This is a genomic window from Paenibacillus sp. OK060 (assembly GCF_900101205.1).
Taxonomy (GTDB): Bacteria; Bacillota; Bacilli; order Paenibacillales; family Paenibacillaceae; genus Paenibacillus; species Paenibacillus marchantiae.
This window is the reverse complement of record NZ_FNFR01000002.1, coordinates 130,768-152,340: the sequence shown is the minus strand read 5'-3', so window position 1 is coordinate 152,340 and position 21,573 is coordinate 130,768. Positions and strand designations below refer to the sequence as shown.

General features: G+C 47.1%; 15 protein-coding genes and 1 pseudogene. 13 read left to right on the top strand and 3 right to left on the bottom strand.

Going from position 1 to position 21,573, the window contains the following annotated elements; translation table 11 throughout:
* Positions 1-113: 113 nt before the first annotated feature.
* Complete coding sequence (locus tag BLS14_RS07070; protein ID WP_063563777.1) at positions 114-998, top strand: LysR family transcriptional regulator; 885 nt, start codon at positions 114-116, stop codon at positions 996-998.
* 970 nt (positions 999-1,968) lie between these two features.
* Here the strand turns inward: BLS14_RS07070 and BLS14_RS07060 are convergent.
* Positions 1,969-2,901: an alpha/beta hydrolase family protein gene (locus BLS14_RS07060; protein ID WP_090950491.1), complete on the bottom strand. Its 933-nt coding sequence runs from the start codon at positions 2,899-2,901 to the stop codon at positions 1,969-1,971.
* Between the two features lie 334 nt (positions 2,902-3,235).
* On the opposite strand from BLS14_RS07060, the gene BLS14_RS07055 reads away from it, so the two are divergent.
* From BLS14_RS07055 to BLS14_RS07030, 7 genes and pseudogenes are all read left to right on the top strand, one after another.
* Positions 3,236-3,847, top strand: a complete 612-nt coding sequence (locus BLS14_RS07055; RefSeq protein ID WP_090806689.1) for a TetR/AcrR family transcriptional regulator — start codon at positions 3,236-3,238, stop codon at positions 3,845-3,847.
* Positions 3,848-4,222: 375 nt separating this feature from the next.
* Positions 4,223-6,196 carry an AraC family transcriptional regulator gene (locus tag BLS14_RS07050; protein ID WP_090950488.1) on the top strand — a complete coding sequence of 658 codons (1,974 nt, stop codon included), beginning with the start codon at positions 4,223-4,225 and terminating at the stop codon, positions 6,194-6,196.
* A gap of 74 nt (positions 6,197-6,270) precedes the next feature.
* A complete protein-coding gene (locus BLS14_RS07045) occupies positions 6,271-7,296 on the top strand; it encodes a FecCD family ABC transporter permease (RefSeq protein WP_063568420.1) in 1,026 nt (341 codons plus the stop codon).
* Positions 7,293-8,306, top strand: coding sequence for a FecCD family ABC transporter permease (locus BLS14_RS07040; RefSeq protein WP_090950485.1), 1,014 nt, complete (start codon positions 7,293-7,295; stop codon positions 8,304-8,306). The genes BLS14_RS07045 and BLS14_RS07040 overlap by 4 nt, the downstream gene beginning before the upstream one ends.
* A gap of 9 nt (positions 8,307-8,315) precedes the next feature.
* Complete coding sequence (locus BLS14_RS07035; protein ID WP_090950480.1) at positions 8,316-9,173, top strand: ABC transporter ATP-binding protein; 858 nt, start codon at positions 8,316-8,318, stop codon at positions 9,171-9,173.
* A pseudogene (locus BLS14_RS33050) lies at positions 9,170-10,027 on the top strand (ABC transporter transmembrane domain-containing protein); the annotation flags it as partial. The gene BLS14_RS07035 and the pseudogene BLS14_RS33050, both read left to right, overlap by 4 nt.
* A complete protein-coding gene (locus tag BLS14_RS07030; protein ID WP_371121620.1) occupies positions 10,025-10,885 on the top strand; it encodes an ABC transporter ATP-binding protein in 861 nt (286 codons plus the stop codon). The pseudogene BLS14_RS33050 and the gene BLS14_RS07030, both read left to right, overlap by 3 nt.
* 317 nt (positions 10,886-11,202) lie before the next feature.
* On the opposite strand, the gene BLS14_RS07025 is transcribed toward BLS14_RS07030, so the two are convergent.
* Complete coding sequence (locus BLS14_RS07025; RefSeq protein ID WP_090950476.1) at positions 11,203-12,111, bottom strand: AraC family transcriptional regulator; 909 nt, start codon at positions 12,109-12,111, stop codon at positions 11,203-11,205.
* A gap of 197 nt (positions 12,112-12,308) precedes the next feature.
* On the opposite strand from BLS14_RS07025, the gene BLS14_RS07020 reads away from it, so the two are divergent.
* The 5 genes from BLS14_RS07020 (at position 12,309) to BLS14_RS07000 (ending at position 20,702) form a co-directional block, all read left to right on the top strand.
* Entirely contained in the window at positions 12,309-13,835 is a 1,527-nt protein-coding gene (locus BLS14_RS07020) for a glycoside hydrolase family 43 protein (protein ID WP_090806686.1), read from the top strand.
* A gap of 77 nt (positions 13,836-13,912) precedes the next feature.
* Positions 13,913-15,472 (top strand): glycoside hydrolase family 43 protein, encoded by a 1,560-nt coding sequence (locus BLS14_RS07015; protein WP_090806684.1) that lies wholly within the window; start codon positions 13,913-13,915, stop codon positions 15,470-15,472.
* 200 nt (positions 15,473-15,672) lie between these two features.
* Entirely contained in the window at positions 15,673-17,253 is a 1,581-nt protein-coding gene (locus tag BLS14_RS07010) for an extracellular solute-binding protein (protein WP_090807527.1), read from the top strand.
* A 75-nt stretch (positions 17,254-17,328) separates the two neighbouring features.
* On the top strand, positions 17,329-19,086 hold the full coding sequence (locus tag BLS14_RS07005) for a sensor histidine kinase (protein ID WP_143021524.1): 1,758 nt from the start codon (positions 17,329-17,331) through the stop codon (positions 19,084-19,086).
* Positions 19,071-20,702, top strand: a complete 1,632-nt coding sequence (locus BLS14_RS07000) for a response regulator (RefSeq protein ID WP_090950472.1) — start codon at positions 19,071-19,073, stop codon at positions 20,700-20,702. Before BLS14_RS07005 ends, BLS14_RS07000 begins: the two co-directional genes overlap by 16 nt.
* A 100-nt stretch (positions 20,703-20,802) precedes the next feature.
* On the opposite strand, the gene BLS14_RS06995 is transcribed toward BLS14_RS07000, so the two are convergent.
* Positions 20,803-21,570: a helix-turn-helix transcriptional regulator gene (locus tag BLS14_RS06995; RefSeq protein WP_090950469.1), complete on the bottom strand. Its 768-nt coding sequence runs from the start codon at positions 21,568-21,570 to the stop codon at positions 20,803-20,805.
* Positions 21,571-21,573 lie beyond the last annotated feature (3 nt).

Below are 21,573 nucleotides of genomic sequence, written 5' to 3'. Positions count from 1 at the left end.
AAATCAAATTATGAAATTTCATTATTATTATAAATAATTTTATAATAATATGTTTGTATGATGTATGTTGGTAACATATTATTGACTCTTAAGTACATCGGAGGAATGTTTTAATGCTCGATTTTGAGTGGTACAGAAGTTTTATTGCCATATACAAACATAGCTCTGTCTCCGAAGCGGCGAAGGCACGGATTATGACTCAACCAGCCATGAGTCAACATTTAGCTGCACTGGAAGCTGAAACTGGAGAACCATTGTTTAAGCGGACTGCACGGAAAATGATTCCAACCGAACGAGGAAAAGAATTGTATTCACAAGTTGCCCCACTTATTGAGGCCTTAGAACAAGCAACCATGGGACTTAAATCAACCTCACTGCCGACGATGAACGTTGTGAAAATAGGGTCTGCCCCAGAAATGTATAGCGAAATCATTCTTCGTAATCTATCCGAGTATGAAGTAAGTACTGTAGCCTATTTTGGGGATGCAGAGCAATGTTTAGAGCTTCTGAAAGAAGACCGGGTAGATGTGATTATCACCTCGAAGAAATTCCTGGCTCCAGGAATTGAATACACCAGGCTTTTAGAAGAACAATTTGTTTTAGTTGCCCCGAATTCTTTGGATGTACCTGTAAGTAATGAGTTAATAATTCGAGAAGAATGGCTTTTGAAACAGCAATGGATCAGTTACGGATTGGAGTTACCTATTATACGCAGATATTGGCGAGAACACTTCAGGAATCGTCCCTTAATTAAACCTGTTCATATCATTCCAAATGTTCATATGATATTAAGAGTTATTGGAGATGGGGCGGGCATCAGTCTTATTCCAACTTATATTTTGAATCAACAACAGCCTAATTCCATGGTTAAGGTTGTTTTCGGAGATATGATTGTAAAGAATGAAATATTTTTGGGCTATAAATTGAAACATAAACATGAGTACGATTTAAATGACTTTATAAAGAAGATCCGTGAGCAAGTGAATACCTTGAAATAGTCTCATACATGTTTTCATTAATCTTAGGATCAGGACTTAGATGTTACGAAAGTGCAAATTCTGGGTGGAAAGAAAGCTAAACGTATGATGGTTTGAACCTGACGGGTTTATAGATTGGCAGAGAGCTCCAAATACTTATCAAACAAATAGATGAACAACTGTTGGAAAGTACGCATATTCTAAAGCTGCTACGAAGGAGTTTGGAAAACCCTGAAAAATACAAAACGCAAGCGCATTAAATTGGGAGATCTATATGCCATACCTCTGCCAAATGGTAAATTTGCATTTGGAAGAAGATTTAAAGATGCAAGTATAGCCATCTATAACTATATGGGAAACACCTTTGAGGATAAGCGCAGCAAGAGAATTATCAATTTATTGTTGGGGTTTATGATGATGTTCTAAAATGAGGTGATTGGCCTGTAGTAGAAAACCGACCATTTGTTAATGAAGAAGAGGCTCCTGCATGTGTCATTGATCAACTTACAGGTGAGTATTCAATTTATTACAAGGGTGAGATTAAACCTGCTGACATAAAAGAATGCGAAGGATTAGAGATCGCAGCTGTTTGGGAATCACAACATATTATTGATAGGATAATGGGGGATAATACATGGCATAAGGATCCCTTTAAATAAGCTAATTCTAAAATAGGCTTACGACGGATTCCCAGTATTTCTACCTGGGAATCCGTCGTTTAAATTTAGATTTGATAATTTAGTGGACCATTCATCGGATAAGAACTAGGTCCGATTCCTGATTAGATCGATAAATAATGAAGGATATACAGTTAGAACCTTCATTAAGTATCATAACATATGAAAATGTTCATATTGTTGTGGAACAACAAACACGATAAGAGATAAATACGGATGGCTAGGTATTTAAAAAGCGAAATATTGACACTGGAACTAGCTCTCCATTCCCAGTGAGAGGTGGGTAAAGGAGCGTATCTAGCTCTTGTGAAAGTTTACTTGGATTCAATTCGACCGATTGGATTTGGATCTTCTGACAAAGTCTTTTGAACTGCCGACCAGCTGTCATGTTCAATATCCAGCGCATGACAAAGATAAGCCCATGAGACCAGCTGAATTAAGGCGACATGTTCTGGATTTTCATCTGTTGTTTCCGTAACCTCATAACCTGGGATTCCGCCAAGTGAGTGTTCTGCACCGAATAAGGTGAGCAGGCTCTCGGCTCCTGGGCTTAGGAAGTAGGGGTCGGACATCCATTCCGGGCCGCGGACGGTCAACTGATACTTTTGCGGGGTATAGTCCTGGTCCCCGACGATTACAAGCGTGGGCGTGGTCATGTGCGTGAAGCTCACGTTCAAGTGCGGCATATTCTCGGTCGCGAACGGTGTCAGGTTGTCGCCACCTTGTCCAGCGGTGGCGAACAGCACGCCCGCTTTGATGCGTGAGTCGGACAGGTCCACGTCCTTCTTAGTTTCTGGGTCGAGGACTCGCAATCCCAAGAGATTGCCCGCCGTTTGGCCGCCGAAGGAATGTCCGGCTGCTGCTATTCGGCTTCGGTCAGTGCGTCCACTGAGGCCTGGTACGGCAGATTCAATAAGGTCTAAATTATCGAGGATTCGCTTCATGTCCTCGACTCGGTAACGCCAAATCCGTGGTTTACGGGGATCGTCATGAGTAAGGCCAACAGTTCTCGAATCGAGGAACGTAGGTTGAATGACCACGAAACCGTGAGCAGCCCAGAAGTCGGTCAAAGGGCTATAGCCGTCAAGCGAAGATCCGTTACCGTGTGCGAAAAGAATAATTGGCAAATTGCCTCCAGTTGTTGGGGCGGATATTTTCACTAACAAATCCTCACCACGACCTGGGGCTTTTAGTGCTATCGATTTCACAGAGACGATGGTAGAGTGAGCGCTCATATTGATTTTCATATTAAATATCCCTTCCTTTCTCTTTAAACAATTAAAATTTATGAGTTCGCCTATGTTCTGCTATAGCAGAACATAAGTGGAACGTTGTTCCTATTATATGCGGAACGAAGTTCCACTTGCAAGATATTTATTAAACTTATAACATCCACAGTATTTTAGATTACATTGGATGATGTAATGAGTGGATTCTACAGGCCCTGTTTCAATGTCCAATTTGAATATGGAATACTCTTTTGTTTGAAGCTATGATTATGTCTTGTTAATATGAAGAATAGGACAGTAGCTAAATTCCATTGACGTAATGTAGAATTAACTTATGGGGGATATAACTTATATGAACGACAAAACGGAAGATCGCAGTGAAGGATTGGAGCCTCGTCAGCAGACAGTTCGAAGCGTGCGTGCCGATGCACAACGCAACATTAATGCTTTGCTCCAGTCAGCAATGACAGTGTTCGCAACCTCGGGGGTAGACGCTCCAGTTCGTGAGATTGCGGATAAGGCTGGCGTAGGGGTTGGAACTGTTTACCGTCATTTTCCACAACGTTCAGACTTAATTGAAGCTGTTTTTCGTCAGGAGATCGATGCTTGTGCAGATGCTGCAGTAGACTTAGCTGATAAATATAAACCTGTTGAGGCACTGGAGCGATGGCTGTTGCGTTACTTGGAGTTCATAGCAACTAAACGAGGACTCGCTGCAGCTCTACATTCTAGCGATCCGGCATACGAAACCTTACCTATTTGCTTTGTAGAGGAATTAAGTCCAGCTCTAAAGACTTTGATTGAAACAGCAACAGCTGCAGATGAAGTACGTGCCAAGATTACACCAGATGAATTGTTGTGGGCGGTAGCAAGCCTAAGTACGGCAGTAGACAACGATGATATAGAGCATGCAAAAAATATTGTTTCTCTGCTTGTAGATGGGTTGCGTTACCGTGCTCTCTGAAGGGGATATCGAGAGATTCGGTATGTAGTAAAATAAAAATTACGCATGGTACCAGCTCCATTACCTAAGCACTTAGGGGGATGTTGATAAACTCAATATGTCGAGAGACATGAGCAATGCCCTGTAAAGCCGCTATCTTAGTGGCTTTTTTATTATAAGGAATCAAGTTCTTTTCCCATTTTGTTTACATTTAAAAAGAACCTAGGCGGCAAACTGGCATCGGTACTCTACCGGCGTCAGTTTTTTTAGTTTCCGTTGCCTGCTCCCCCAATATCACTTAATGATGATATACTTACCTCATGAATAATGATATTGATAATCAATATCAATCAATGGTTGATATATAGAAAAAGTGTGATGAGGGAGCGCGGATAGATGCAAGAAGAAGCAGAAGCAAGCCAGGTATTTACACCGGAGATGATCGATACGATGGCCCGTATTTGGACACGTTCGATCATTACATTAATAGATGTACGCTTTCAGAATGTAGCGGCGTCCCAAACCCCTTTGGAGCAGTATAAAATGCCTAGTAGCATGTTTATCTATGCATATGGAGGAGAAGCGCAAATTCAACTGAATGAAACCACATTTGGAATGGAACGCTTCGGTTTAATTCACGGTGGGAAGGGGAGCCTGCTCAGTATTTCGCCTAAAGGGGAGATTGTGAAGACCTTTATGGTGTTTTATAAAGCAGAATCACCTCTTTTTTTCAAGAGGCACCTGCAGCAATTACTGGAGGAAGTGAATCCATTCGTTCAACAGTTTGGTTATACACCAAGTAATCCTATTTTGCTACTCGATTGGTTTCAACAGTTGATGAATGGTTGGAACCGCGGCAAGGCGATGGATCAGCTGCAGGCCAAAAGTTTTCTATATCAATTGGTTCATGGGGTATACAGAGATTTTGAGAGTGGTGAGATTCGGTATCTCCAGCCAGATCCAGCCTGTTCTACCAAGATATATCTCGATAAACATTATATGCAGCCGATTATGTTTCAAGAAATTGCCGATATGTTTGGGATCAGTGGTGGGCAATTGACGCGGCTGTTCAAAAAGAAGGAAGGGATGAGCTTGCAGGAGTACCTCATTCAGAAAAGGATTGAGGCTGCCTGTCATGACTTGAAGCATACAGAAGCAACCATTAAAGAGATCGCAACAGGATCTGGTTTTACAGATGAGAAAAATCTGTTTCGGATGTTTAAGAAGTATTACAAGATGACACCAAGTGATTATCGGAAAATAAACGCACTATCCATGCAGGTTGATGGTATTGATAATGATTCTCATTTTCTTTACTATGAGAGGGAACTAGCGGGTCTAGTCCAGTCTTATAGAGAAGGGGAATCAACTATGTTTGGAAAAGTAAGAAGTAAAGAAATGATCTTGGCGGCGGCAATGAGCTTGATGTTTTTATTGTCGGCATGTGCGTCGGGAACGCCATCGAATAACGGGGGAACGGTGAATCCAATCCCTGCGCAGACACAACAGACAACACAATCGGAAGTATCGGATACGAAAGCTTCAGAAGCAGTTTCGCAGACGAGAACGATATCCACAGTAAAGGGTGACGTTAAGGTGCCTAACAACCCTCAGCGTGTTGTAGTCGATTATTTGGTTGGCGATGTAGTGGCTCTAGGTGTAACTCCACTAGGTGTGGCGAGAGCGGCAAGGGACGGGAAAGAGGCTGTTTTTGCTAACCAGATTACAGACTCCATTAAAGTAGCTATGGAGCCGGAAGATGTCATGACTCTTGAGCCTGATCTGATCATTTTAGCATGGGGCGATGAAAATTATGAAGATTTATCCAAAATTGCCCTGACAATTTATGTCCCTTATGGTGATATGACTACAGAAGAACGGATACATTTTATAGGCGATGTTTTGAACAAGCAGGAAGAGGCTAAGGCAGTTTTGAGTGCTTATGCCGGAAAAATCGAAGAAGCCAAGCTAGCCCTTCAGAATGCAGGTCTTTCAGACGTGACGATTACTATGGGGGAATTCAGTGATAAAAGTAACTACATCGCTGGAGCCAAGCATGCGGTTGGCGACCTTGTTTATAATGAACTTAAAATGAAGGCACCGTCGAAAGTTCAAACTGATATTATTGACTCAGATAAATATTGGGGAGATATCTCTATGGAGGTCTTGGCTGCTTACATAGGGGATTATCTAATCGCTATAGGAGATACGAAAGTTCCTACTGATAATACGGTCTGGAAATCGCTACCTGCTGTGCAACATAATCGGATCGTAACAGTGGGTACATCGCTATCTTGGTCCACGGATATAATGACTTCCAGTGCATTAATTGATCATATTGTAAATCAATTGCTGACAATGGCTAAATAAGAGTTTTGACGAGGTATAAAGAAGTACTCCAATTTACAAATATGACTGTCAGTAGGTAAGGAAAGGAAAACGTGATGAAAAACAAGCCTGAACAAAAACGCCGTGGGGCGGTGAACTTCACCATGTACATGGTGGTAGGGCTTGGATTAACGGTTCTCATGTCGGCGGCGTCGATTAGCTTCGGCGCCGCCGACATGAGGTTAGCGACTGCATGGGAGGCTATTTTCCGATTTGATCCAACGCTCACTGAGCATCACATTATTCAAACCCTACGTCTTCCGCGTACCGTAGCCGATCTGATCGTCGGGTGCAGCCTTGCGGTATGCGGGGCTATTATGCAGGGAACGACGCGCAATCCGCTGGCCGACTCCGGGCTGATGGGGATCAGCTCTGGGGCAGCATTCGCGATTGCTCTTTGCCTGGCCTTTCTGCCGGGTTATTCGTATGGACAGATGATGCTGTTTGCTTGTCTGGGAGCAGCGCTCGCGACCGGGATCACTTACTTCATCGCGTCAATGGGCAAGCGCGGGATGACGCCTCAGCGGCTGGTACTGGCAGGACTGTCCATTTCCATGCTATTTGGTGCACTCAGTCAGTATTTAGCGATCAATTATAACTTGGGTCGAGCATTGACATTCTGGACAGCAGGCAGTACAGCGGGGGTCAAGTGGGGGGAATTGCTGATTATCTCACCGCTATTTGTTGGTGGTGTACTGCTGGCGCTGGCGCTATCTCCTTCTGTTACACTGCTCAGTCTGGGGGATGATGTGGCAAGTGGACTCGGTATTCGTAGCGGACTGGTCAAGGGATTATCGACGATTATTGTGCTCGTGCTGACTGGATTGGCAGTTGTCGTGGTTGGCCCGATCGGTTTTGTTGGTCTGATTACCCCACATATTGTGCGATACATGGTCGGTGTCGATTATCGTTACATTATTCCGGCGGCTGCGTTATATGGTGCGTTGCTGACCGTGTCAGCCGATCTGGCTGGACGCTTGATCAATAAGCCGTTCGAAACGCCGATTGGCATTATATTTTCTATCATTGGTGTGCCGTACTTTCTCTTCCTGGCTCGCAGACAAAGGAGGGAATCTGAATGATCAAGCAGCGTTATACGATGCAACGGGGCATCATCATCAATGTAGTGCTTATGGTGCTCATTCTTATGTTTGCTATCATTAGCATGAATTCTGGCAAGATGAATCTTTCACCGCTAGAAGTGTTGAATGTTCTCGTGGGAAACGGCAACGACAAGCAAAATCTGATCGTGTTTGATTTTCGGTTGCCACGAATCGCACTGTCGATCTTGGTGGGTCTAGGCATGGGAGCGGCTGGGGTCGTGATGCAGAGTTTGCTGCGCAATGACATGGCTAGTCCGGGGACACTGGGAATTAGTTCGGGATCAGGTTTGTTTGTATTGTTCTTCGTCGTATTCATTGCATCGACAGGAAAGGGCTCCTTTATTGCCCTGCCACTACTGGCTTTTATTGGTGGATTGTTGGCGGCGGGATTGATCTTCTTATTATCGTATCGCCGTGGGCGAGATATCTCGTCAATCGGTTTGATCTTAACCGGGGTCGCGCTCGGAAGCGGGTATGAAGCGCTGACCACCTTCCTGACACTCAAGCTGAATGATTCGCAGATGGATTTCATGCTGCACTGGCTGGCGGGAAGCTTGTGGGGCGCTGATTGGCGCTATATTTCCGTACTGGCACCATGGGTCTTCATTTTACTCGGTTATATTTTTTACAAGTCTCGCATGCTCAACACCCTCCATCTGGGCAATCAGACGGCAGAAGGACTGGGTCTTGCCGTGAAGCGGCAGTTTTTGGGGTTGTCGATCGCTGCTGTTGCTTTATCCTCTGGCAGTGTGGCCGTGGGCGGAAGCTTCTTCTTCGTTGGTTTGATCGCTCCGCATATGGCAAGAAAACTGGTCGGGCCCGATCACAAATTGCTCGTTCCGGCTGCCAGCCTGACCGGTGGATTAGTCGTGGTGCTGGCTGACACAATTACGCGCACGGTTAGCCTGGGGGGAGATGTGCCGACGGGAATCGTCATTACGGTCATCAGTGTTCCGTACTTTCTTTATTTACTATCGAAGGCCAATTAGGAGGACGTCATGGAGAGTATTACAGCGCAACAAATCGATATTGCCTATAATGACACGCTTATCGTAAAAGAACTGGATTTGCAGATTCCGTGTGGACAGATTACCTCGATTATTGGCCCCAATGGTTGCGGAAAATCAACCGTACTAAAGGCAGTCGGTCGGCTGCTCAAGACGAAAAATGGCACGGTTTATCTGAATGGTGCTGATATTTGCACACTGTCCACCAAAGAAGTGGCCAAGCAGATGGCAATTCTGCCGCAGACGCCTACTGCACCGAGCGGTTTGACGGTCGGTCAATTAGTGGCCTATGGGCGTTTTCCTCATCAACGGGGCTTCGGCAAGCTCTCCAAAGAGGATAAGCAAGTAGTTGCCTGGGCCCTATCAGTTACACAGCTTACAGCGTTTGAGCATCGCGAGGTCGATACGCTCTCTGGCGGTCAACGTCAGCGCGTATGGATTGCGATGGCACTCGCCCAGCAGACCGATCTGATCCTGCTGGATGAACCCACCACCTATCTGGACCTGGCACATCAGCTTGAAGTGCTGGAGCTGCTCTATGAACTGAATCGCAGTCAGCAGGTTACGATTGTGATGGTGCTGCATGACCTGAATCTGGCAGCACGCTTCTCCGACTATATGGTGGCGATTCGTGATGGTCAGGTGGTGGAGCATGGCTCGCCAGAGCACGTAATGACGGCACGGACGCTACGTGAGGTGTTTGCCATCGATGCCGAAATTATGCTGGAACCACGAACGGGGCGACCAGTGTATGTGACGTACGAGATATTGCGTGATAAGCGTAGAGGCCAAGGGGCAGATCAAGGATTCTTAAATGATAAGGAGAAGAAGGAGAAGATTGCCACATGAAAATCGCATGGCGTGTCTTGCTGGGCGCACGAAAATACTGGTTGCAGTTAGGCATTGGATTAGTCGGTGTCGTGCTGGCCACAATTGCCGGGTTTTATTTGCCCTGGGCGCTCCGTTCGTTGACACAATTGGCGACCGAAGGTAGCAGTCAGTTTGCCGCAGAAGCATTGAAGATTGGTTTATTGCTACTTGGAGCTACCTGTTTGCAAGCCATCGGAACATCACTGGCAGGCTATATGAACCATTATGCCGCACTTCATTACGTGGCGGATTTACGAACAAGATTGTATAGCAAATATCAGCAGATGAGTTTGCGCTATTTCCATCGAAGCCGGACGGGTGACTTGACCGGGCGCGTTGTGAATGATGCGATGGAAGCGGAAATTTTCATTGCCCATGCTATACCTGACTTTATCGTTAACGGACTGACCTTTATCGGAGTAGGCATCCTGCTCTTGACGATCAATGTGAAGCTGGCACTGATCAGTCTGATCACGATTCCGTTGCTGCTTGTAATCACGGTATGGCAAAGCAAGCACTTGTAGCCGCTGTGGGGAGAGAGTTCCCAAGCTCGGGGAGATATCGCTGGAAAGGTGCAGGAAAATTTGTCGGGCATGAAAGAAATCCAAATTTTCAATCGACAGGAGGAGGAGCGGGTCAACGTTTCTCGTCTGGCTATGAAATATTCGAAGACCTATTTACGCGCCAGTTTGTTCTATGAAACCTCTTTGCCGTTGTTGGCATTTGTGACCACACTGGGGACTGTATTTGTCGTGATACTGGGCGGCAGATTGATGGCAACAGGCGAGGTAAGCATTGCTGATATCATCGGATTCATTGCCTACCTGGGTATGTTTTATCAACCGATAAAGTCTTTTTCCGGCTTGGTGGAAATGGCAGGGCGAGCCTCTGCTGGCCTTAAACGGGTATATGATGTGCTGGAAGAAGAGGAAGACATAAAGGAGAAGCGAAACGCAGTCCATTTGCCGCGTGTACAAGGACAGATCTCCTTTCAAGATGTCACATTTCTTTATCAAGATGGTTCGCCTGTACTAGAGGGGCTGAACCTGACCATTGATCATGGAAAAACAGTAGCTCTTGTAGGCACCACAGGAGTGGGTAAGTCGACATTGGCCAGTCTCGTTAACCGATTCTACGACCCGCAGGCGGGATCGATTCGAGTGGATGGCATCGATATTCGTGATGTGACGCCTTCCACCCTGCGTAACAATATTTCAATGGTGCTGCAGGATACGTTCCTGTTTGATGGCTCGGTGTATGACAATATTGCTTATGGATGGAAGGACGCGACCCGGAAAGATGTGATTGCCGCAGCTAAAGCGCATGAATTTATATCTCAGATGGAGCAAGGCTACGATACGGTAATTGGTGAACGCGGTGTGCGTTTGTCTGGAGGGCAGAAACAGCGCCTTTCGATAGCACGGGCGATTCTGCGCAATGCACCGATCCTCATTCTGGATGAAGCGACATCGGCGCTTGATACCAAGACCGAGCAAGAGATCCAACAGGCACTGGATGAAATATCGAAGGATCGCACAACACTGGTGATTGCCCATCGGCTATCGACGGTCCGTCATGCCGATCAGATCGTCGTACTGGAGCGTACAGAGATTGCCGAGATGGGTACGCATGAGGAACTACTGCATAGCGGAGGTATTTATGCACGATTGTATGCGACACAAGCCTCTTGAACGTAACCAATACAAACAAGACTAAACAGGAGAAGGACAGGACGACGATGACTGAATTATAAATTCTAACGATTGTGGGCGGCGGTCCGGTCCTGCAGGAATGTACGCTGCATTTTATAGGGGAATGCACGATATGAAGGTTGGTACAAGTTCGTGTCCCGGCCAAGGAGAAGAACTTGTACCGATTGCCTGAATGGACAAGAACATATTCCGATTACCGATTAGGCATGTATCTAAACGATTTTCGCCTCTTAATTCGTTAATCTAATGGGTAGGATTGCTCAATGTTGTTGATGAATACTCTTCATTGCAGGGGTTTATTTTTGATCATCCTTTGCCGGGTTTAATGCTGCATAGTGTGCAAAGGATGGATCAGGAATATTTTGTGCTTGTCTGCTATATTTGCCCGGAGAGACTCCGGTAATTTTGGTGAAGGTTCGAATAAAATTGGCATAATCGCGAAACCCCGATTGGAAGCAGGCATCCGTAATGCTCACCCCGCCTGATAGGTAATATCTCGCCAATTCAATACGACGGTTCAAGATGTAAGAGCGGATCGTTAGTCCGGTATGCTTTTTAAACTGGCGGCTGATATACGTGCTGTTCATATAAAATGCCTCGGCAAGCTTGTGAAGCGTAATCTCCTGGGAAATGTGCGCTTCAATATAATCCATTGTTTTACGTACCATCTCTGGCATGATATCGATTGGTATAGAGGACTGATTGTGGAACGAATTGTTAATGAGAACTAACAATTGTGCAATGACTGCGTTGGTTTTAACATCCGTTCCATATACATTTGAATCAAGCAATTCCTCCAGTTCGCTAGTTAAATGCAAAATCTGCTTCATATGGTAATCATCTAAGTGAACGATGTTTTGTTGTCCCTTTGGACGATGATCAAAACATGCGGATAGATTGGTTGATAGAGTCGACAACTGACAAAGATATGTTTTTTTTAGATTGATAGTAATTCGTTCATATTCGGTTCCATCCAAAATAAAGGCGCGATGCATTTCCTCCGGAGACATAATAAGCAAATCCCCCGGCTCCAGATGATAACATCGGTTCTCCACATAAAAGTTGACATTGCCGCGAATAAAAAGGTAGATCTCGTATGCATCATGTCGATGATAGATTGTTTCCAAAGGATACGTAGTTACGCGATGAAGATATAAAAGCTCGGACTGGATGGGATCGTAAAAATATTCAGTGGATCCGTTCATATAGCACCTCCTTGTCCTTTCGCGCAATAAATAGAGCGGAATACGCAATGAAAATGTAATCAGCTTTACCTTAAACTGTAATCAACCTAACATGCTGCATCTGCTATTGCAAGCGTTTCCCTGCATTTTAAACCTGGATCTGGCAAATCGCAGAGCGGCGATAAGATGTATATCAAACTCAAATGGAGGAACGACTGATGAACTACAATTCTGCTTCAAATGCGAGGGAACAAACGGAACAGAATCATGCATCTATAGCTGCTGTGAAGATCAGTAAGGCCATAGGGAAACTTCCACCAAATAAAAATCCTTTGGTTGCTCATAAATTTGGAGCCGATCCGTATGCTCTGGTGTTCGAGGGGCGTGTCTATCTGTACATGACGAGTGATAAGCTGGAATATGATTCTGAGGGCAATCCGCAGAAAAACAGTTTCCACTCGATCAACCGCATAACAGTCATCTCTTCAGACGACTTGGTTAACTGGACAGATCATGGGGAGATTCATGTGGCAGGGCCCCAAGGCGCAGCCACATGGGCCACTCAATCCTGGGCACCAGCCGCTGCCCATCAGATCATTGACGGGCAGGATCGATTCTTCCTTTATTTTTCCAACAATGCCAGCGGCATCGGCGTATTGTCAGCCCCGAGTCCGGTCGGGCCCTGGACAGATCCTATTGGAAAAGCGCTCATTACCAGAGAGACTCCGGGTGTTGAGGATGTGACGTGGCTGTTCGATCCGGCCGTGCTGGTAGATGATGATCACAGAGCTTATATCTATTTTGGGGGTGGTATACCGGAAGGGAGAGCAGATAGGCCGGATACCGCAAGAGTTATGCCATTGGGTGAAGATATGACCAGTGTGGTGGGCCGGGCGAGGGTTATCCCTGCTCCGTACATGTTTGAGGATGCGGGGATTCATAAATTTAACAATATCTATTATTTTACCTACTGCTCTAACTTTGACGAGGGTATTCGTCCAGAGGGCAGTCCGCCACCCGGCGAGATTGCTTACATGACGAGCAGCCAGCCCATGGGTCCATGGACGTACAGAGGAACGGTCCTGCGAAATCCGGGTCACTTTTTTGGCGTTGGCGGCAACAACCATCATGCCATATTTCAATTTGCGGATCACTGGTATATTGCTTATCACGCCCAGACGTTATCACAGGCGATGGAGGTTCCTGATGGTTATCGTTCGACACATCTGAACCAGATTAGCTTCAACGAAGCAGATGGTCGTATGAACGAGGTGGACGCAGATTATGAAGGTGTTGAACAGATCAAGCTGTTCAATCCTTATCAGAGGGTAGCTGCTGCCACAATGGGATGGAGCGCAGGGGTGAAGACGGAGCGATTAAGTACATCAAAGCCTACGGCTGGTGCCGATTCTGAGGTTGTTGTTACCGAGATGGAAAGAGGCAGCTGGATTGCGTTATCGAAGGTTGATTTTGGCAATGAAGGGGCAGCATGCTTTACAGCTGCAATCTCCAATGAAGGCGCGGAGGCGGTGCTGGAGCTTCATCTGGATCGTCCGGACGGACTGCTGATTGGGCAGCTTGAGATTCCGGCATCGGGTGGATCACCTGAATCGGGCATATCACCTCGATGGAAAGAGCATTCAACCGGGATTACTGATGCACAGGGAGTTCATGACATCTACATGGTGGTTGGGGGAGCATTGGGCAAGCAAGGCTTCAGTATTAGGGAATGGAGTTTTGAATAAGCAAGGAACTAGACTTGGGCCTAATATATCTGCTGAGATTGTGTGGCCAATAAAGCTAGAAAGGAAGAATGGCCAACATGCATGCAAATCCAATTATTTGGGCCGATTATCCCGATCTAGATGTGATTCGGGTTGAAGACACGTATTATATGGTCAGCACAACCATGCATATGATGCCAGGCTGCGTCATCCTGCGTTCCTATGACCTGATCCATTGGGAAGTGGCTACGCATGTGTACGACAGACTTGACGATACACCCGCGCAGCGGCTGGAGCAAGGCAGGCAGATTTACAGCAAAGGCATGTGGGCAGCGTCGCTTCGATATCACAAGCATAAGTTCTATGTTATTTTTGTGGCAAACGATACCCATAAGACATATTTGTACACGGCCGATACGATCTCGGGTCCATGGGCCAAGCAGTATGTGGAAGGCTTTTATCATGATTGCTCCCTGTTTTTCGACGAAGATGACCGAATTTACCTGGTCCATGGTAATGCCGAAATTCATTTGACCGAGTTAAGCTCTGATCTGTCCGGCCCCAAGCCCGGTGGAGTGCTGCGCATGATCGTAAAAGAAAAAGAGCCTTATTTCCTCGGTTACGAGGGGGCCCATTTTTACAAAATTAATGGAAAATACTATGTGTTTCTGATTCATATTTCACAAGCTACCGGCCGAAGAACACAGGCGTGTTACATGGCGGATTCCCTGGAAGACGAATTTGTTGGCGGAAAAGTGTTTAACGACGATATGGGTTATTTTAATTCAGGTGTAGCCCAGGGCGGAATCGTGGATACACCGGATGGCGACTGGTACGCCATGCTGTTTCAGGATCACGGGGCGGTTGGCCGCATCCCTGTGCTGGTTCCGCTTCACTTTGAGAACGATATCCCGGTGTTCCCCACGGAAGCGCCAAAAGAGATCGTTGTGCCGAGTACGAGACCGGATCACGTCTACAAACCTCTGATTGGCAGCGATGACTTTCACTATGAAGCGAATGCAGAAGGAAAGGTACGGCTCAAGGATGTCTGGCAATGGAATCACACTCCGAATGATGCGCTCTGGTCGGTAACCGACCAGCCTGGGGTGTATCGGATTCAAACCGCACACATCAGCCCCAATCTGACCTTTGCGGTTAATACGCTGACGCAGCGTGCAATGGGCCCTGCCTGTGAAGCAATCGTTACGCTGGATGGCAGCAGGCTGGAGGATGGTGATTATGCAGGCTTGTGTTTCCTGATCGGTACATACGGTTTAATTGCGCTGACGAAGACTGAAGGGCAATTTTACCTGGTCATGCTGGCAAGAAACAGCGAGGACTCATCGATATTTGGCAATCTGGTTGATACGGAGCCTGCCACCGAGTATGCCAGGATACCTGTTTCAGGATCCGTAGTTACGCTCAAGGCTTTTGGCAACTTCGTGAATAATCAGGACGACTGTACGTTCTCCTATCTGGAGGGGACAGAGTGGAAGCCGCTTGGCATTTCCCACAAAATGATTTATAAGCTGGATCATTTTATGGGCTGCCGGATCGGGTTGTTTTTATATTCGACGAGAGTGACCGGGGGCAGCGCTGATTTTTCGAATTTTAAATATGATGTGATCGTGTCGGAGGACGAGAACAAACTTGCATAGAAGTCGCCGAGCCGGCGGCTTTTTTTATAATATCAGAAAGGTTAAAATTCCTGATGTTGCCAAAAAACGTTGTCCATTACAGACGAATGGGGGTGCATGATGTGCGTATTTCTGCTTTAACCAAAATAAAGTGGGTTGTCATTCTGTTGCTCAGTGCATGTATACCAACAGACCATACGAGCGGATATTCAGGACAAAGCATGCCCGTGGTGGATGGGCAGCCATCCGAGGATCATTCCATTTTCGGAAAATACAGTTCTCCTGTAGAAGTATCTTTTGTCAGAGAGGCCGGGGATGATCTGGAGCGCATGATCAGCCAGATGCCGGGAGAGACACTGCTGGACAATCGCTGGACCCGGTTATATGAGCAAGAGCTTGGGATTAAGCTTCGCTATGACTGGATCGCCAAAGGAGATATGTACGGTCAGAAGCTGGGTGTTTCCCTCGCTGCAGGTCGAATTCCGGACGTTGTGAAGGTAAATCCATACCAATTAAGGCAGCTGAGCAATGCGGGGCTGATCCAGGATCTGTCCGAGGTGTACACAACATATGCTTCGCCGCTTGCGAAGAGCATATTGGAGGCGGAAGGAAGCGGGCCTTTTGACGCGGCAACCATCGATGGCAAGCTGATGGCGATACCTGAAACGGCCTCCTCCATCGAGACAGCCCAGTACTTGTGGATCAGAACCGATTGGCTTGAACGTCTGGAACTTCAGCCGCCTGAGACGATGGAGGACGTACTTGAGATTTCGAAAGCGTTTACACAAGAAGACCCTGACGGCAACGGCCAACAGGATACCTACGGCCTTGCACTAACGAATCATCTGTGGGACCCGGTCATGGGGGGTGCTGGTCTGATGGCAGGGTATGGTGCATACCCGAATATATGGATTAAAGATGCACATGGCAAGCTCGTTTATGGCGGCATTCAGCCTGAAGTCCGGGAGGCGCTGCAGGTTCTGCAAACGATGTACCTGGAGGGGCAGCTTGACCCTGAATTCAGCTATAAGAAGGGAACACAGGCCGTACGACTGATCAAAAACGGAAAAATCGGCATGCTGTACGGAGAACAATGGACACCCTTCATGATTCAGTCGAGCCGAGAGAACGATGCAGCAGTGGACTGGCAGCCTTACCCCATTGCCGCAGAATCCGGCAGGCAGGTTAAAGTGCCACTTCGCACCAATACCTGGCAATATTTCGCCGTCAGGAAGGACTATGCTCATCCTGAAGTGGTGATGAAGCTTATGAATCTTCATTTGCAGACCAACTGGGGGGAGCAGGCGCAGTATGAAACGTACTACAATGACGATTCCAAGGCAGTGTGGATGCTATCGCCGGTGACCCCCTTTCCGGGAACCAAAAATCTGGATGCTTACCGGCAAATTCGGGAGGCGCAGCGTTCCGGTAATCTTGCTGTTCTTCAGGATGAAGCATCCGCTATTCAGAAAAGAGTTGAGGCCTATGAGACGGAAGGTGTCGAAAGCGGCTGGGGCTGGAATCAAACCTACGGACCGACAGGCGCATTTAGCATAGCTGATGGTTACGAGCGGAACGGACAGCTTTTATATGACCAATTCACGGGGGGGATTACAGAAACGATGGTCGACCGTCAGATGATCCTGAACGATCTTCAGCTTGAGGCATACATGAACATTATTCTCGGCAGACCGATTGAAGAGTTCGACCAGTTTGTGGAGAGTTGGCTCAAGTTAGGCGGAGAAAAGATCACAACGGAGGTTAATGCGTGGCTCAAAACCAAAACAGCACTGGAACGCTGACCGCTCCTCAATGGTGCCTTCATATGCAAAATGTGCAAAAAGACAATCCAGCCTGTAGCAATGGAGGGGAGTGAGTTGATTAAGTTTCCTGCCCAATCCTGGCGCAGCAGCATTTTCGCCCGGTTGGTTATCACCTATCTGATTTTTGTTCTTCCACTGATTCTCCTGGGCCTGTATCTGTACAATTGGAGCTATGACAATGCCAGCCAGGAAATTTCCTCGTCAACAGAAAGACGGCTTACCCGATATTTGGATGAATTGAATCGGGAAATTGAATGGCTGGAGTTGCAGCAGTTTGACATCGTTGAGGACAGGAAGCTGAACAGGCTCGCCATTCTGTGGGGAATGATGGATCAGGTAGAGCGCCGCGATACATTGAATTATTTGTCCGAGCGGCTGGCTACGTTCAAGAACAGCAGTGCTTACATCAAGAACGTTTATGTGCATATCCGCACGATTGGCAAGAGCATCTCCGCCACCCATGGCATCGATGATTATGACAAAGCCTCCTATGAATACTTTAGCTCCGGCATGCAGGGGAAAGGCGCGCGCTTTACGGTGAAGGAGGACACCATGAATCTGAGTGCCGTGCGCCTGACTGGCAAGAAGGGAGAAGAACCGCTGTTTGCGGTCCAGGTCGAGCTGGATACGGAGCAATTTCAAAATGCACTGACCCAGCTTAATCTGTACTCGGACAGTGGCTCCTTCCTCATTGAGGAAAAGACGGGCCATATTATCACAGACGTTTCCAAGCGTGACTTAATCCTCCCTTACTACCGTGATCACATCACCGATAGTGATCATGGCGGCTTTCAGGTGAAGGTCGAGGGTACACGCTATTATGTCAGCCAGAGCCATATGGGCCCATTGGGCTTATCGGTAGCAACGTATTTACCGGAGGAAAGTGTGAAGAGGCCGCTAAGCAAGTTCTATCATTGGGCCTGGCTGTTTGCAATGACATCCTTCGTCGCGATATCGGCTTATCTCTATTCTAGCTACAGGCTGATTCACATTCCGCTGCTGTTGCTCGTCAAAAGATTCAAAAAAATGGAGACAGGTGTACTGGACATCCCCATCGTGCACAAGCGCAAGGATGAATTTGGCTTTCTGTACTCCCGGTTCAATCAGATGCTTGAGAAGCTTCAACTGCTTATCGATCGGGATTTCAAAAAGACGATGATGATGCAGCGCGCCGAATTGAAGCAGCTTCAGTCGCAGATTAATCCTCATTTTTTGTATAACAGCTTTTTCATTATCAATTCGCTCGCAAGAACGGGGGATACAGCGCGGATTGAGCAATTTGCCAACATGCTTGGTGAATATTTCAGGTTCATTACCCGAAACGGGACAGATCATGTAAGACTGGAGGAGGAAGCTGCCCATTCGAGTGTGTATACGGAAATTCAGAAGCTGCGTTTTTCCAGACGAATACAGGCCGACTTCGGGGAGCTGCCACTGGATATGAAGCAGATTCGTGTTCCCCGGTTAATCATACAGCCAATCATTGAGAATGCTTACGAGCACAGTCTTGAAAAAATGACGGATCAGGGCATGCTTAGGGTCCGGTTCAGCATGAAGGGGAATATCGCTGAAATCAGTGTAGAGGACAACGGGCATGAGTTGACGGACCTGCACATTCATGCGCTTCAGGAGCGTCTGCTTGAAGATGGCAACTCGGATGAAATGACCGGACTCATGAATATTCATCGGCGCCTGGTGCTGACATTCGGGGAAGGAAGCGGCCTGTTTTTGGCCAGAAGCGAGCTGCAGGGATTGAAGGTCACGATTCGAATCCGAAGGGAAGGAAGGCAAAGCGAATGTATCGACTTTTGATTGTGGATGATGAGGAAATTATTACGGACAGCCTCTACGAAACCTTTGCAAGCCATATGCCGGAACGGCTTGATGTATGCAAGGCTTATTCAGCCAGGGAGGCATTAACGTGGATGGAACGCTCAAGGATCGATATCGTGTTGACAGACATTCGTATGCCTGGCATGAGCGGTCTTGAACTGACAGAACAGATCCAGGCTTACTGGTCGCACTGCCGCGTCATTTTTCTCACCGGCTACAGCGATTTTAATTATGCCTACAAGGCTTTTCAAATGCCCAATGTACGTTATTTACTCAAAACGGAAGGATATGACAAGATCATGGCTGTGGTTGAGGAGGTCATGCAAGAGATTCGGCAGAGTCACCGCATGCACGAATTGCTGGAGCAGTCCCAAGAGGCAACCTGTCAGCTGGAGGTGCTTCAGCAGGAAGAGTATTTGAGGAACGTGCTACAGAACTCCACACCATATGTGGCAGGTTGCTCCAGTGAGATTCAGGATGAATGGGCAAGGCGAGACATGAGTCTTCATCTCTCGGCCCCTGTTTACATTGTGATGGGTCGATTTGATTATAAGGATAAACCTCTGCACCTGGAGCGCGTACAGATTCAGGCATCAGCGCGAAGGATCGGTTCTTCCCTGATGGATGAGCACACCCTTCACGCCAGCGTAACAGACCATTATGGAGATGTGGTATGGCTGGTTCAGCCAAAACATCCGGAAGCAGAGCCAGGCCATTCACTGATCCGATATCTGGAGGGTATACTCGAATTGGTGCAGGAAGCCTGCATGGCTTCACTTGGCATATCGGTGGCTTTTGCGTTAAGCGGGAAAAGCTGCAACTGGTACGACATTACTCGGCAATACGAGCGATTGAGGCAACTGCATTGGATGAAGATTGGTGATGGCATTTCCATGGTGCTTACCGATCATGATGATGCTTTGCCGAATCAGGGCCAAAGGGAGCTCACACGGGTCAGCAGCCGAATTGAGGTCATGTCAGGGTATTTGGAAACGGGACGAATTCAGCAATTTTACGAAGTGTTTGAAGAGCTGGCCAATGAACTGCTTCAACAGGATGTGACGATGGAGAGGGCGATGGAAACCTATTATAATCTGGCGCTGTATCTGTATTCGACTATCAATCGATGGGGACTGTATCAGGATATTCCCGATCAGCGCAGATTGCTTCGTCTGAGCGAGTACGCATCTATGAAGGACGCGGTGCAGGTGCTGTATCAGGCAACCGACAAGCTCGTACGCTTCAAGGGCTCGGATGAGCAGGAGCGAGCGAATGCGGTCATTTATTCCCTGTGTACTTACGTCAAGGAGCACCTGGAAGAAGATCTTTCCCTAGTGAGGCTGGCAGAGCTTCATCATTTCAATCCATCCTATCTCTCCCGTTTCTTCAAACAGGAGATGGGCATCAACCTCTCCGAATTTATTGACGAGCTGCGAGTTAGAAGAGCAAAGGAACTGCTCAGGAATAGCGATCTCATGGTTCGGGAGGTTGCACTCCTGGTTGGTTATGAGGCAGCGCATTCCTTTACTCGTTTTTTCAAAAAGGTGACAGGCATGACTCCCCAGGAATTCCGGGAATCCCTTTTGGTCCGTTAAAATAGAAGTAGATATGAACAGAAGCAAGACCTCAGGTGAGATGAACCTGAGGTCTTGCTTTTGTTTTTGTTTGATGATTCCCAAAGGGGCAGCTCCACAACTATGCGGTGAACGTTTTTTGCTTTCGATAGACATTGGGGGTCTCCCCGGTATATGCTCTGAACTTTTTATAAAACCAGTCTGTATCCGTATATCCAACCTCGCTGGCAATTTCGTAAATCCGCAAATTGGTGGATATCAACAGCAGCTTGGCTTTTTCCATCCGCTGCTGCATTAAATAATGATTAAAGGACACGTTCTCTTCCATTTTGAATTTTTGACCAAGATACGCACAATTAAAATGAAGCAAGTCGGAAATCCTCTTTAGTGTAATGTCACTGCTCAGGTGATCGAGCACATAAGCTTTTACCATCTTGATCACTTGGCTGGAATGCACGTGCTTGCCTTCCAAATGAACCAGCGATCTGAAGGCAGAAGGAAGTCTCTTCGCGGGCTCCGAATCAAGCCTGGACTTGAGCCGATCCAGACTGTTCAGGAGGGCGAAGGCATGGAACGGACCTGGCAAATAATCGCTGACCTGATATGCTAACGCTTTGCGTACAAGCCTGAAATGATCCCCTCCCCCCATGAAAAGGATCGGAATCTGACTTTTCTTTCGAATATAGTGGCATAACCACAAACCTGCAGCAGCAAATCCCCCGGTGCTCACGAGCACGACAGAAAATTCTCGACCGGCCAAAGCTGACAAGGCGGCGCACGCAGAGACTACGCAGTCTCCGATGACGTGATCGGAGTTACTGCGCCGCAGCAACTTCTGCAATTCTCCGTGCGTGTGGCCGCTGAAGTCCACAAGCAAGATGTCATGCATGAA